The sequence below is a fragment of the Nocardiopsis sp. EMB25 genome (assembly GCF_026797795.1).
GTDB classification, from domain to species: Bacteria; Actinomycetota; Actinomycetes; order Streptosporangiales; family Streptosporangiaceae; genus Nocardiopsis; species Nocardiopsis lucentensis.
Window position 1 is genome coordinate 4,857,043 of sequence record NZ_JAMTDN010000001.1, and the last position, 14,749, is coordinate 4,871,791.

The 14,749-nt window shown below is 65.9% G+C and carries 7 protein-coding genes and 2 rRNA genes; 1 reads left to right on the forward strand and 8 read right to left on the reverse strand.

What is annotated here, in order from left to right; genetic code table 11:
- Positions 1-25: 25 nt before the first annotated feature.
- From KIK06_RS21355 to acs, 8 genes are all read right to left on the reverse strand, one after another.
- Positions 26-3,114, reverse strand: a 23S ribosomal RNA gene (locus tag KIK06_RS21355).
- A gap of 325 nt (positions 3,115-3,439) precedes the next feature.
- A 16S ribosomal RNA gene (locus KIK06_RS21360) occupies positions 3,440-4,972 on the reverse strand.
- The 16S and 23S rRNA genes sit together here, the layout of an rRNA operon.
- 682 nt (positions 4,973-5,654) lie before the next feature.
- A complete protein-coding gene (locus KIK06_RS21365; RefSeq protein WP_268644845.1) occupies positions 5,655-6,134 on the reverse strand; it encodes a SixA phosphatase family protein in 480 nt (159 codons plus the stop codon).
- 405 nt (positions 6,135-6,539) lie between these two features.
- Positions 6,540-8,975, reverse strand: coding sequence for a sodium-translocating pyrophosphatase (locus KIK06_RS21370; protein WP_268646102.1), 2,436 nt, complete (start codon positions 8,973-8,975; stop codon positions 6,540-6,542).
- 556 nt (positions 8,976-9,531) lie between these two features.
- Positions 9,532-10,044 carry a DUF309 domain-containing protein gene (locus KIK06_RS21375; RefSeq protein WP_268644846.1) on the reverse strand — a complete coding sequence of 171 codons (513 nt, stop codon included), beginning with the start codon at positions 10,042-10,044 and terminating at the stop codon, positions 9,532-9,534.
- A gap of 85 nt (positions 10,045-10,129) precedes the next feature.
- Positions 10,130-11,038, reverse strand: coding sequence for an alpha/beta fold hydrolase (locus KIK06_RS21380; RefSeq protein WP_268644847.1), 909 nt, complete (start codon positions 11,036-11,038; stop codon positions 10,130-10,132).
- A 12-nt stretch (positions 11,039-11,050) separates the two neighbouring features.
- Positions 11,051-11,533, reverse strand: a complete 483-nt coding sequence (locus KIK06_RS21385) for a phage holin family protein (protein ID WP_268644848.1) — start codon at positions 11,531-11,533, stop codon at positions 11,051-11,053.
- Between the two features lie 224 nt (positions 11,534-11,757).
- Positions 11,758-13,728, reverse strand: coding sequence for an acetate--CoA ligase (acs, locus tag KIK06_RS21390; RefSeq protein ID WP_268644849.1), 1,971 nt, complete (start codon positions 13,726-13,728; stop codon positions 11,758-11,760).
- Positions 13,729-13,925: 197 nt separating this feature from the next.
- Here acs and KIK06_RS21395 point away from each other — a divergent pair, with 197 nt between their 5' ends.
- Complete coding sequence (locus KIK06_RS21395; RefSeq protein WP_026128246.1) at positions 13,926-14,738, forward strand: hypothetical protein; 813 nt, start codon at positions 13,926-13,928, stop codon at positions 14,736-14,738.
- Positions 14,739-14,749 lie beyond the last annotated feature (11 nt).

Genomic DNA, 14,749 nt, shown 5'->3' on the forward strand with positions numbered 1-14,749 from the left:
TATGCGCGAACACCCAATTATCTGCAGCGGACAAGCCCTCGACCTATTAGTACCGGTCAGCTCCACCCCTCACAAGGCTTCCACACCCGGCCTATCAACCCTATCGTCTCTAGGGAGTCTTACCCTCTCAAAGGAGGCAGGAGACCTCATCTCGAAGCAAGCTTCCCGCTTAGATGCTTTCAGCGGTTATCCCTCCCGAACGTAGCCAACCAGCCATGCCCTTGGCAGGACAACTGGCACACCAGAGGTTCGTCCGTCCCGGTCCTCTCGTACTAGGGACAGCCCTTCTCAAGTCTCCAACGCGCACAGCGGATAGGGACCGAACTGTCTCACGACGTTCTAAACCCAGCTCGCGTGCCGCTTTAATGGGCGAACAGCCCAACCCTTGGGACCAACTCCAGCCCCAGGATGCGACGAGCCGACATCGAGGTGCCAAACCATCCCGTCGATACGGACTCTTGGGGAAGATCAGCCTGTTATCCCCGGGGTACCTTTTAGCCGTTGAGCGACACCGCTTCCACACGCCGGTGCCGGATCACTAGTCCCAGCTTTCGCTCCTGCTCGACACGTCCGTCTCACAGTCAAGCTCCCTTGTGCACTTACACTCAACACCTGATTACCAACCAGGCTGAGGGAACCTTTGGGCGCCTCCGTTACTCTTTAGGAGGCAACCGCCCCAGTTAAACTACCCACCAGACACTGTCCCCGAACCGGATCACGGTCCAAAGTTAGATGCCCGAAACAGTCAGAGTGGTATTTCACCAACGCCTCCACCGCCACTAGCGTGACAGCTTCACCGGCTCCCACCTATCCTACACAAACCATCCCAAACACCAATGTCAAGCTATAGTGAAGGTCCCGGGGTCTTTCCGTCCTGCTGCGCGAAACGAGCATCTTTACTCGTAGTGCAATTTCACCGGGCCCATGGTTGAGACAGTGGGGAAGTCGTTACGCCATTCGTGCAGGTCGGAACTTACCCGACAAGGAATTTCGCTACCTTAGGATGGTTATAGTTACCACCGCCGTTTACTGGCGCTTAGATTCCCAGCTTCGCGGGCCGAAACCCACTAACCAGTCCTCTTAACGTTCCAGCACCGGGCAGGCGTCAGTCCGTATACAGCGTCTTACGACTTCGCACGGACCTGTGTTTTTAATAAACAGTCGCTTCCCCCCGCTATCTGCGACCCCACCCAGCTCCGACCGAAAAGATCTTCACCAGACAGGGCTCCCCTTCTCCCAAAGTTACGGGGACAATTTGCCGAGTTCCTTAACCATGGTTCACCCGAACGCCTCGGTATTCTCTACCTGACCACCTGCGTCGGTTTAGGGTACTGGCCACACACGAACTCGCTAGAGGCTTTTCTCGACAGCATGGGATCACTCACTTCACCAAAAACGGCTCGGCATCACGTCTCAGCCACACGGTGCGCGGATTTACCAACACACCAGCCTACACGCTTACCCCCGGACAACCACCGCCGGGTAGAGCTACCCTCCTGCGTCACCCCATCACTTACCTACTACAACATCGGTTCCCAGACCAGAAAACCCAAGCTCCCCGAAGGGACCCTAGGCATCCAGCGTGGTTAGCATCCGTCGCCTCGATACTGGACGCTCGTGCACGGGTACGGGAATATCAACCCGTTATCCATCGACTACGCCTGTCGGCCTCGCCTTAGGTCCAGACTCACCCTGGGCGGATTAACCTGCCCCAGGAACCCTTAGTCAATCGGCGGCAACGTTTCTCACGTTGCTTTCGCTACTCATGCCTGCATTCTCACTCGCACACCCTCCACCACACGATCACTCGGCAGCTTCACCGGATGCACGACGCTCCCCTACCAACCCAGCCAAACGACTGGGCTCCACAGCTTCGGCGGTGTGCTTTAGCCCCGCTACATTATCGGCGCAGAACCACTTGACCAGTGAGCTATTACGCACTCTTTAAAGGATGGCTGCTTCTAAGCCAACCTCCTGGTTGTCTCAGCAACTCCACAACCTTTCCCACTTAGCACACGCTTAGGGGCCTTAGCTGATGATCTGGGCTGTTTCCCTCTCGACTACGAAGCTTATCCCCCGCAGTCTCACTGCCGCGCTTCACTTCACCGGCATTCGGAGTTTGTCTGACGTCAGTAACCTTGTCGGGCCCATCAGCCAAACAGTAGCTCTACCTCCAGCAAGAAACACGCGACGCTGCACCTAAATGCATTTCGGGGAGAACCAGCTATCACGGAGTTTGATTGGCCTTTCACCCCTACCCACACCTCATCCCCCAGGTTTTCAACCCTGGTGGGTTCGGGCCTCCACGAGGTCTTACCCCCGCTTCACCCTGGACATGGGTAGATCACTCCGCTTCGGGTCCACAGCATGCGACTCAACGCCCTCTTCAGACTCGGTTTCCCTACGGCTACCCCACCCGGGTTAACCTCGCCACACACCATGACTCGCAGGCTCATTCTTCAAAAGGCACGCCATCACCAACCCGAAAGTCAGCTCTGACGGCTTGACAGCACACGGTTTCAGGTACTATTTCACGACCCCTCACCGGGGCACTTTTCACCTTTCCCTCACGGTACTAGTGCACTATCGGTCACCAGGACGTATTTTGGCTTAGCAGGTGGTCCTGCCAGATTCACACGGAATTCCTCGGGCTCCGCGCTACTCGGGAGAACATCAACACCTAACCAACGACTTCATCTACGGGACTCTCACCCACTACGGTGCTGCTTCCCAACAGCTTCAACTATCGTCGATATCAGCGCTCCAGGCCGGCAGACCTGAAAAGATGCACCCCACAACCCCGCACACGCAACGACTGCCGTCTATCACACGCGCACGGTTTAGCCTCTTCCCCGTTCGCTCACCACTACTCAGGGAATCACTGTTGTTTACTCTTCCTACGGGTACTGAGATGTTTCACTTCCCCGCGTCACCACCAACTGCCCTATACATTCAGACAGCGGCAACCCGACACAACTCGGGCTAGGTTTCCCCATTCGGACACCCACGGATCAAAGCTCGGTTGACAACTCCCCGTGGACTATCGCGGCCTCCCACGTCCTTCATCGGCGCCTGGTGCCAAGGCATCCACCGTATGCCACTATCACTTGGCCACTACAGATAACAAGATGCTCGCGCACACTATTCACAAATCAAAACACCAACCGCATACCCAAACACCACTCACACCAGAAGCAAGAAGACTCATCGTCTCCCACCACCAGAACAAGAGTTCTCCGGGGCGGTCCGCGGGAACCAACCCAAGGGTTGCTTCCTCAGACACCCAACAGCGCGCCCCCGGGCGCTTCTAGTCGCCCGGGGCAAAGTTCGATTCTCATCTAAGCCACTCCCAACCGGTTCCACCAAGGGAACCCGGCGGGTCCACTTTCGAGTCCGACCAGCACATAGGAAAAACGCTGGTCTGTGAAAGACTCCTTAGAAAGGAGGTGATCCAGCCGCACCTTCCGGTACGGCTACCTTGTTACGACTTCGTCCCAATCGCCAGCCCCACCTTCACTCATTCCCTCCCACAAGGGGTTGGGCCACAAGTTTCGGGTGTTGCCGACTTTCATGACGTGACGGGCGGTGTGTACAAGGCCCGGGAACGTATTCACCGCGGCGTTGCTGATCCGCGATTACTAGCGACTCCACCTTCATGGGGTCGAGTTGCAGACCCCAATCCGAACTGAGACCGGCTTTTAGGGATTCGCTCCACCTCACGGTATCGCACGCCCATTGTACCGGCCATTGTAGCATGTTTGCAGCCCAAGACATAAGGGGCATGATGACTTGACGTCGTCCCCACCTTCCTCCGAGTTGACCCCGGCAGTCTCCCATGAGTCCCCACCATTACGTGCTGGCAACATGGAACAAGGGTTGCGCTCGTTGCGGGACTTAACCCAACATCTCACGACACGAGCTGACGACAGCCATGCACCACCTGTCACCCACCAACTAAATGACCCCACATCTCTGCAGGTCCACGGGTGATGTCAAACCTTGGTAAGGTTCTTCGCGTTGCGTCGAATTAAGCAACATGCTCCGCCGCTTGTGCGGGCCCCCGTCAATTCCTTTGAGTTTTAGCCTTGCGGCCGTACTCCCCAGGCGGGGCGCTTAATGCGTTAGCTACGGCGCGGAAACCGTGGAAAGTCCCCACACCTAGCGCCCAACGTTTACGGCATGGACTACCAGGGTATCTAATCCTGTTCGCTCCCCATGCTTTCGCTCCTCAGCGTCAGGTAAGGCCCAGAGACCCGCCTTCGCCACCGGTGTTCCTCCTGATATCTGCGCATTTCACCGCTACACCAGGAATTCCAGTCTCCCCTACCTACCTCTAGCATGCCCGTATCCACTGCAGAACCGGAGTTAAGCTCCGGTCTTTCACAGCAGACGCGACACGCCGCCTACGAGCTCTTTACGCCCAATAATTCCGGACAACGCTCGGACCCTACGTATTACCGCGGCTGCTGGCACGTAGTTAGCCGGTCCTTATTCCCCACCTACCGTCAACCCCGGGAGAACCCGGAGCCTGCGTTGGTGGTAAAAGAGGTTTACAACCCGAAGGCCGTCATCCCCCACGCGGCGTCGCTGCGTCAGGCTTTCGCCCATTGCGCAATATTCCCCACTGCTGCCTCCCGCAGGAGTCTGGGCCGTGTCTCAGTCCCAGTGTGGCCGGTCGCCCTCTCAGGCCGGCTACCCGTAATCGCCTTGGTAGGCCGTTACCCCACCAACAAGCTGATAGGCCGCGAGCCCATCCCTGACCGAAAAACTTTCCACCCTCCACCATGAGGTGGTGGGTCGTATCCGGTATTAGACGGCGTTTCCACCGCTTATCCCGGAGTCAGGGGCAGGTTGCTCACGTGTTACTCACCCGTTCGCCGCTCGTGTACCCCGAAGGGCCTTACCGCTCGACTTGCATGTGTTAAGCACGCCGCCAGCGTTCGTCCTGAGCCAGGATCAAACTCTCCATAAAGGTCACTCAACCCTGCCCGACCACCTGAAAGGGGTCTGGGCGGGTAAACCTAGAAGTAATCCTGACCAACCACTCTCGTGGTTAATCAAAGGAACCCTTCACACCGAACACGTGGTTCGTGTGTGACGGGGCCAAAACAAACATGGCTTAAAGAAAATCAAACACGCGCTGTTGAGTTCTCAAGAAGCAACCGCTCTTCCCGTACAAGCCCCGGTTTGTGTGTCCGGTCGCTCTTCCGTGGAAGGCGTCTGCGTTTCCGCTTTGTTGTGTCTTTACTTTATCAGGTGTTCCGTGTCCCGCCAAATCGGCGGTTTCGGATCAACCGAACGGGGTAAAGCGCCCGCTTTGCTTCATTCACCCTAGCGGACGGATTCGCCCGTTCGGGTTGGTGAAGCGGCTCCCCGAGCTTACACACACTGAGCGCATGCTCAGTCCGTGAGGACTCAGGAAAGGGGTGGATGTGCTGGCACGCCCGCGTAGATCTCGCGTTCGTCTCGCTCAGCGTCAATCCGTCGCCCCTTGCGACCTTGGGCCGTTCGGAAGCGACTCGGAGAACACTACCCCCACACTCACGCTCCGGCAAACCGCCACGCGCGTGTCGTGGGTCACAACCCCACCGGGTGCGTGGGGCCGGTCCCGGCACGTGGCCGGCCCAGCGGCCGCCTCGGCCCCGGGAACCTCCTCAGTTGAGGAGCGTGCCCTCACCGGTTCCCGGTGCCGCGTACAGCCACTCGACGTCCAGTTCCACGGCGGCCACGGTCGCGGGGGCGAACGACACCAGCGCCCCGTGACCGACGAACGCCGCCGCCAGCTGGGCGACCGTCGGGTTGTGCGCGACCACGAGCAGCGTCCGCACGTCGGGGTCGACGTAGTTCACGAGTTCCAGGAGTGAGTCGGTACCCGCCGAGTACACCGCCTCGGAGTAGTCCACCTCCGGAGCCGCGTCCGTGCCCATCGCGCCCAGGACGCCGTCCAGCGTCTGCCGTGTCCGAAGCGCCGCGGAGCACAGGACGTGGTCCGGCGCGTACCCGCGTGCCGCGAGGAGGCGGCCCACCTCCTCCGCCTGCCTCCGGCCGGTGTCGTCGAGCGCGCGGTCGAAGTCGCCGCCCCCGTGACCGGCCTCGGCCCTGGCGTGCCGCATGAGCAGGAGTGTGCGGCTCATCCGGCCAGCACCGTCGCGACCACGGCCAGCCCGCCGATGAAGGCGACCATGATGCCCACGATCGTCGCCAGCCCCTTCAACCCCGTCACCGGGAACCCTCCTCATGTCACGCCTGTCAGGTCTCTCGCCGTCCACGCACGGGTGTCCGACGTACACGACCGGCACGCACGAGGGCGCCGCACGGTCCCACCCCCCAAGGTTAGGTCCGCGCACGCGACGTGGCCGCCCGGGTTACCCCGGACGGCCACGTCCTCGTACTCACGGTGGTTCTCACGACCCCCGCCCGGTGGGGCGCACACCCCGACGGGACGGCTGGGGCCTGTTTTTCGGAACGGCCACCCGAGGGGTGTCGTTCGGTCGCCCGAACACGGTCCGAAGCCCGGCGGAGGACCCGGAGAACACCTCCTAGCCCTTGCCCTCTCCGGCGTGGGCCTCCTCCCTGCGGTCGGGCTCGGCCTCGGCGGGGCCGTCGTCCGACGCGTCGGCCTTCTCCGCGGACCCGCCGTCCGTGGACGCCGTGTCGCCGTCCCCGACCTCGGGGGCGCCCTTCGGAGCGGCCGAGCCGCCGGTCTCCGCCAGGTCGGTCTCCGTCCCGGACCCCCGGCTCTTCGACCACAGCACCGCACCGACGAGCACACCGACGGCGACCACCGTCACGCCCACGCGCAGCGCGATGTTGTCGGCGTAGATGACCACGCTGGGCGCCACGATCAACGCCACCAGGTTCATCACCTTCAGCAGCGGGTTGATCGCCGGTCCGGCGGTGTCCTTGAAGGGGTCGCCGACCGTGTCCCCGATGACCGTGGCCTCGTGGGCCTCGGAGCCCTTGCCCCCGTGGTGCCCGTCCTCGACCAGCTTCTTGGCGTTGTCCCACGCGCCACCGGAGTTGGCGAGGAACACCGCCATGAGCACGCCCGCCGCGATGGCACCGCCGAGGAAGGCGCCGAGCGGGGCGTAGCCGAGCGCGAACCCGACGGCGATCGGAGCGAAGACGGCCAACAGACCCGGTGTGACCAGCTCCCGCAGCGAGTCCTTGGTGCAGATGTCGACGACGCGCGCGTACTCCGGCTTCTCGCTCCCGTCCATGATCCCCGGTCGGGTGCGGAACTGGTCCCGCACCTCCAGGACGACGCGGCCCGCGGCCCTGCCCACCGCCATGATGGCCAGCCCCGAGAAGAAGAACACGACGCTCGCGCCGATGATGACGCCGACCAGCACGTCCGGCCGGTCAAGGGAGAGGGAGAAGGCGTCCGCACCCGCGTCGGCGATGGTCAGCTGTTCCTGCACCGAGGTGCGGAAGGCGCCGAAGAGCGCGGTCGCGGCCAGGACGGCGGTCGCGATCGCGATGCCCTTGGTGATCGCCTTGGTCGTGTTGCCCACCGCGTCGAGACCGGTGAGCACGTCGGCGCCCTTGCCCTTGACGTCGCCGGACATCTCCGCGATGCCCTGGGCGTTGTCGGACACCGGGCCGAAGGTGTCCATCGCGACGATGATGCCGACGGTGGTGAGCAGACCCGTGCCGGCGAGCGCGACGGCGAACAGGCTCAGCGTGATGGAACCGCCTCCGAGGAGGAAGGCGGCGTAGACGGCGCCCGCGATGAGCAGGGCGGAGTAGACGGCCGACTCCAGGCCGACCGAGATGCCGGACAGGACGACGGTCGCCGCACCGGTCTCGGAACTGTCGCCGATCTCCCGCACCGGCCGCCGGTCGGTCTCGGTGAAGTACCCGGTGAGCAGCTGGATGGCGGCGGCCAGGACCAGGCCGATGAGGACCGCCGCGACGGCGATGAGGCGCGGGTTGGGGTCGGTTCCCGCGGCGGCGATCTCCTCCACGACCGTCGGGCTGACTCCGGACAGTCCCTCGACGCTGCTGGGCAGGTACCAGAACGCCGTGCCGACGACGAGGACCGCGGAGATTCCGGCGGAGACGAAGAACCCGCGGTTGATCGCCGACATCGCCGTCCTGTCCCGGGTGCGGGGCGCGACGATGAAGATGCCGATGATCGCGGTGACGACGCCGATCATCGGGACCAGCAGCGGGAACACCAGTCCCTCGGTGCCGAAGGCCACCCGGCCGAGGATGAGCGAGGCCACGAGCACGACGGCGTAGGACTCGAACAGGTCGGCCGCCATGCCCGCGCAGTCGCCCACGTTGTCCCCGACGTTGTCGGCGATGGTGGCGGCGTTGCGCGGGTCGTCCTCCGGGATGCCCTGTTCGACCTTGCCGACGAGGTCGGCGCCGACGTCCGCGGCCTTCGTGAAGATCCCGCCGCCGACACGCATGAACATGGCCAGCAGCGCGGCGCCGAAGCCGAAGCCCTCCAGCACGATCGGCGCGTCCCCCCGGTAGAGGAGGACGACGGTCGCGGCGCCGAACAGGCCCAGGCCGACGGTGATCATGCCCGCGACGCCGCCGGTGCGGAAGGCGATGCGCATCGCCGACCGGCTGGCGGCCTCGTCGCCGCCGCGCGCGGCCGCGGCGACCCGCACGTTGCCGCGCACCGCCAGCCACATACCGATGAAGCCGGTGGCCGCTGACAGCAGTGCGCCCAGGGCGAAGAAGAGGGAACGGCCGATCGCGATACCCCAGGACTCCGCGGGAAGCAGCAGCAGGAGGAGGGGGATGACGACGACGAAGACCGCGAGGGTTCGGAACTGTCGTTTGAGATAGGCGGCCGCTCCTTCCTGAACGGCGACCGCGATGTTCTGCATTCGCTCGGTGCCCTGCCCTGCGGCGAGGACCTCACGCACCAGCATCCCCGCGACGGCGAGGGCCAGGAGCGCCACCGCCATGACGACGATGACGAGTGTGAAGTCGCTGCCTTCCAAAGCTAGGGCCATGCCGCCGTCGGCGGCGAGGTTGAGCCCAGACAATCCGTCCTCCTTGAGACGGGCACGACCATTTCGGCCCCGTTCACGGTACGCACGGAACGGTTCGCCTCTGGGGCGTCGGTCCCGCGCGAGGCCACGGACGTACCGTCGTCCGGAGGGAGCCTGAGCTGGCCCGACGACACGCTGTCCGGGGTCGAAGCGGTGCCATCTTTATGTGTGATGCGCACCGCCCGCGCCACGAGTTCACGAGCGGTGATCCGGGGATTCTACGCACGACGACGAATAAAGGTGAGAGGCGATTCGGCTTTTCCCCAGGAGGAGTCAAAGATGTGACCACATGGTGATCTGAGGATGTGGATAAATTACTTTATCTGCGACATTTGCCTTTTATCTTATCGCATAATGCTTTAATGCGATGTTAACGTTAAAGCGTGCACCGGGCCTTATACAAGCACGCAGCGCCCGAAACATCACCAAAAGTCACAGAAGGACGCATTCGCACACCAACCGGGAACGGAGCTCCCCAGACGCGGGGACACCTTCCGGCGCTCGGTGACGCCTCGTGCTACCTCCCGCGCAGGCGCATGCCCGAGGGATCGATCCCGTCACCCGGCCGCGCCCGACCCGCCTCCAGGTCCTCGGCCAACGCACGGGCGAAGTCCGCGACCCCGTTCGCGTCGACACCGTGCGGTGCCTCCGGTCCGAACGCCGCCACCCGGTCCGCGCCCCGCCGCAACAGGCGCGCGGCCCCGACCGTGTTCCCACGCTGGGCGTGCGTCACGCCCACCGCCGTCTGGGCGAGCCCCCGCCACAGTTCGCGCTCCGGCTCGGGCACGGACTTCCACACGGCCTCCAGGACCTCGTGGGCGGTGAAAGCGTACCCGCCGTCGAGCAGCCGCTGGGCGGTTTCCAGTCCTTCCTCCACGGTGAACTCGGCGTCGTCGGGGACGCGTTCGACCTCGCCCACGCTTCCGTGCGGCATCGGTCGACCGTAGCGGTCGCGCGGACGCTGGTTCTGCGCGCGCCCCCGCTCGTTCCGGTCCCGATCGCCGTCCGCACCGTTCGGGGAAACCGCCATCACTGCCTCACCGCCGTCATCACGCCGCCACGACCACCGGCGCCACCACGGCACCGCGCCCGTTCGGGGTCCTCCTCCGCGCCGCCTACCGCTCCACGACGGCCACGCCCCCCAGCCACTCCACCAGTGCCCGGGAGACCTCTTCCGGTCGCTCCTCGTGCGGGAAGTGTCCCGCGCCGGGGATCCCCTTCCAACGGTAGGGCCCCGCGACCATCCCCTGCGAGGCGCGTGCGCCGTGGGGCGGGCAGGCCCGGTCCTCGGTGCCGTGGAGCTGGAGGACGGGCACCCTCACGGGGCGCCGCATCCTCGCGTTGTACCGAGCGCCGTCCAACCGCCAGCGCGACCGGAAGATCCAGCGATGGTACTCCAGGGAGCAGTGGGAGACCTTGGGGATCGAGAACGCCAGCCGGTAGCGCTTCTCGGTCTCCTCGTCCGGCCACCCGGGGCCGCTCCACTCCCGCAGCAGGTCACCGACACGGACGCAGCCGTCCGCCAGGAGCCGGTGTTCGGGGAGGACCGGCAGTTGGGCCCGGAGCAGGTGCCGGGCGCCCGGTCCCATCGACACCAGGGTCCGGCCCATGCGCGAGGGGTGGGGTGCCGCGACCGCCGCCAGGGCCCTGACACGATCGGGGTGGTGCACGGCCGCGGTCCATCCGACGAGCCCGCCCACGCCGTGCCCGACGACGACCGCGTCCGCGGCTCCCAACGCGCGAACCAGGCCGGCCGCGTCCTGGGCGAGGGTGATGAGGTCGTACCCGCGTGGGGGCTTGTCGCTGGCGCCGTATCCGCGCAGATCCGCGGCGACCGCGCGGTATCCGGCGTCGGCGACCGCGGTCAGCTGGGCTCGCCAGGCCCACCAGAACTGGGGGAACCCGTGCAGGAAGAGGACGAGCGGCCCGTCGCCCAGTTCGGCGACGTGGAACCGCGCCCCCGCCGCACCGATCGTGCGGTGCCTCCAGGGTCCGTCGACGTAGGCGACCGAATCGTCCAACACCTGGGTGGGGACCTACTTCTCGGCGGGGGCGGTCTCGCCGGAGACGGCCACCGCGCCGTCGCCGTTCCGGGGCGGCCTGATGTCGCCGCGCAGGATGCTGACGAGCCGGGAGGTGGTCTCGGCGGTGCGGGCCAGTCCCTGGCGCCTGCGCAGGTTGACGATGGCGATGAGTACGAGGACCACCGCCACCAGCAGGTAGAAGAGTGTGACGATGCCGAAGGCGATCCACGGCGCCAGGCCGAGCTCCATCAGGCCGAGACCGATGGTGACCGAGAGGAGGATCGCGACCAGGTGGAGGACCACCCCGGCCGCGAGGAACTCGCCGACGCTCTTGCCGATCCGTGTGGCGTCGGCCTTGGCCTCGAGTTTGGCGAGCCTGATCTCCAGGCGTACCAGCCGGGAGAGGTTGTCGGTGGCGTCGGAGACCAGTTCACCGATGGAACGGTCGGTGCCGCTGGATGCGCCAGGTTCGCCGCCACCCGGCTTGTCCACCATCGTGGGGGGTCCCTTCTCTCGGTCCGAACTCGTGGATGATCCTCCGCATCCTCGCACATGACCGACCGCCCATGTCTCTCACGGCACGCAAAACGACATGGTCGCGTTTGGTCACACGGGTGAGCCGGAGCGGCGGTTCGAGCCCCGCGGGCCTTCCTCGAACCCCGCTCCGGCGTGTGCCCGGTGCGGCACCGGCGCGGGGCGGCCGTGACGACCGCCCCGGCTCACTCGCCCTTGGAGGCGGACGGCAACTGCCTGGCGATCACGTCCATGATCGAGGAGTCGGTGAGCGTCGAGGTGTCGCCCACGGCGCGGTTCTCGGCGATGTCGCGCAGGAGGCGCCGCATGATCTTCCCGGACCGCGTCTTGGGCAGCTCGGGGACGGCCAGGAGCCGGGCGGGTTTGGCGATCGGGCCGAGCGAGGCGCCGACGTGGTCGCGCAGCTCCTTGACGAGCTCCTCCGGCACCTCCTCCGCACCGCCGCGCAGAATGACGAACCCGACGATCGCCTGGCCGGTGACCTTGTCCGTGGCGCCGACGACCGCCGCCTCCGCCACCTTCGGGTGGGAGACGAGCGCGGACTCCACCTCGGTGGTGGAGATGTTGTGGCCGGAGACGAGCATGACGTCGTCCACGCGGCCGAGCAGCCACAGGTCGCCGTCCTCGTCCTTCTTCGCGCCGTCACCGGGGAAGTAGAGGCCTTCGAAGCGGGACCAGTAGGTGTCCTTGTACCGCTCGGGGTCGCCCCAGATGCCGCGGAGCATGGACGGCCAGGGCTCGCGGATCACGATGAAGCCGCCCTCGCCGTCGGGCACCGAGTCGCCCGCCTCGTCCACGACGTCGGCGACGACGCCGGGCAGACCGCGCATGGCGGCACCGGGCTTGCCGGCGGTGACGCCGGGCAGGGGGCTGACCATGATGGCGCCGGTCTCGGTCTGCCACCAGGTGTCCACGACCGGGGTCCGGCCGCCGCCGATGTGCTCGCGGTACCAGACGTAGGCCTCGGGGTTGATCGGCTCGCCGACGGAGCCGATGACGCGGAGGCTGGAGAGGTCGAACTTGGCGGGGATGTCGTCACCCCACTTCATGAAGGTGCGGATCGCCGTGGGCGCCATGTAGGCGATGGTGACCTTGTACTTCTCGACGATCTCCCAGAAGCGGCCGCGGTGCGGGGTGTCCGGGGTCCCCTCGTACATCACGGTGGTGGCCGCGTTGGAGAGCGGGCCGTAGACGATGTAGGAGTGTCCGGTGACCCAGCCGATGTCCGCGGCGCACCAGAAGACGTCGGTGTCGGCCTTCAGGTCGAACACGGCCCAGTGGGTGTAGGAGACCTGGGTGAGGTAACCGCCGGTGGTGTGCAGGATGCCCTTGGGCTTGGCCGTGGTGCCGCTGGTGTACATGATGTACAGCGGGTCCTCGGCGTCGTGCGCCTCGGGCGTGTGCTCGGTGCTCGCGGCCTCGACGGCCTCGTGCCACCACACGTCGCGGTCGGTCCACTCCACGTCCTGGCCGGTGCGGCGGACGACGAGGACGTTCTCCACGGCCGGGCGGTCGGCGACGGCCGCGTCCACGGCGGGCTTGAGGGCGCTGGCCTTTCCGCGCCGGTAGCCGCCGTCGGCGGTGACGACGAGCTTGGCCTGGCTGTCGTCGAGCCGCTGTCCGAGGGCGTCCACGGAGAACCCGCCGAAGACGACCATGTGGACCGCGCCGATGCGGGCGCACGCGAGCATGGCCACGACGGTCTCGGGGATCATCGGCATGTAGATGGCCACCCGGTCGCCCTTGCGCACCCCGAGCCCGGTCATCGCGTTGGCCGCCTGGCAGACCATGTCCTTGAGCTGGGCGTAGGTGATCGTCCGGGTGTCCCCGGGCTCGCCCTCCCAGTGGTAGGCGACGCGGTCGCCCAGCCCGGCCGCCACGTGCCGGTCGACGCAGTTCACGGAGGCGTTGATCTTCCCGCCGTCGAACCACTTCGCGAACGGCGGGTTCCAGTCCAGGACGGTGTCCCAGGGGCGCTCCCACTGGAGCCTGCGCGCCTGTTCCTCCCAGAACCCGAGGCGGTCCTCGGCCGCGGCGGCGTAGGCGTCGGCCTTCACGTTGGCCTGGGCGGCGAGGTCGGCCGGCGGCGGGAAGCTGCGGGTCTCGTGGAGAAGGTTGGACAGTGTCTCCTGGCTCGGGGGAGTGCTGTCGGCCACTGTGATTCTCCTTACGTCGACGGTTCACACCCAATTAATCATGTGGTCCATACCACTGGAACCACCGGGGCGGAATCCAGCGGCGGGGACCGCGGGGCACGCGGCGAACGGTCGGTGAACGGTCGCCGCGGCGCGATGAGCGGTCAGGGCCGGCTGGTGTGGGCGCACGGTATTACCGGCGCGTAGTGTTGGTGACCGTGAGCGAATCGACTTCCGCCTCCCTGTCCGACCCGCTGAAGCGGATCGCCGAACTGCCGGGCGTCGCCGACGCCGTCGCCGAGACCCGCACGTTGGTCGACCGTCTGCTGGGGCACCGCATCCTGCGCCGACGCAGCAGCGACGTGTCCATGGAGTCCTCCCTGCGGGGCGCGTGCGCGTCGGCCGCGCTGGAGGGCGCCGAGGTCTCGATGGACGAGATCCGCGCGGGCCACGTGTACGACACCCGGATCAAGGGCGCGCTGCGCGTGTCCGGTGAGCTGGGCGGTCTGGTGGACACCTGGCCCAAGGCCCCGCGCCAGGCCCTGGCACGACTGCACACCCTGGCCGCGGCGGACGCGATCGCGGAGGAGGCGCTGGGGCGGCCGCGGCTGCCCGGTGAGCGCGTCGAGGACCCGATGGAGCTCGGCCGGGTGCCGGATCCCCAGACCGCGCTGGCGCGGATGGAGGGGCTGTACTCGCTCCTGGGCGCGCGTTCGTCCGTCCCCGCGCTGGTGACGTCCGCGCTGGTGCACGGGGAGCTGATGGCGATCCGCCCGTTCGGCTGGGGGGACGGCCTGGTCGCGCGCGCCGCGGAGCGGCTGACGCTGGTGGAGCGGGGGCTGGATCCGAAGTCGCTGGTCCCGTCCGAGCTGGGGCACCAGGTGCTGCGGGAGGAGTACGGTCCGGCACTGCGCGGATACATGGAGGGCACCCCTGAGGGCGTGGCCGAATGGGTGGTCTACTGCTGCCGCGCCGTGCGGGCGGGCGCACAGGACTCCCTTGCCACGTGTGAGGCGCTCAAACGCGGTTGAGTGGAACGTCG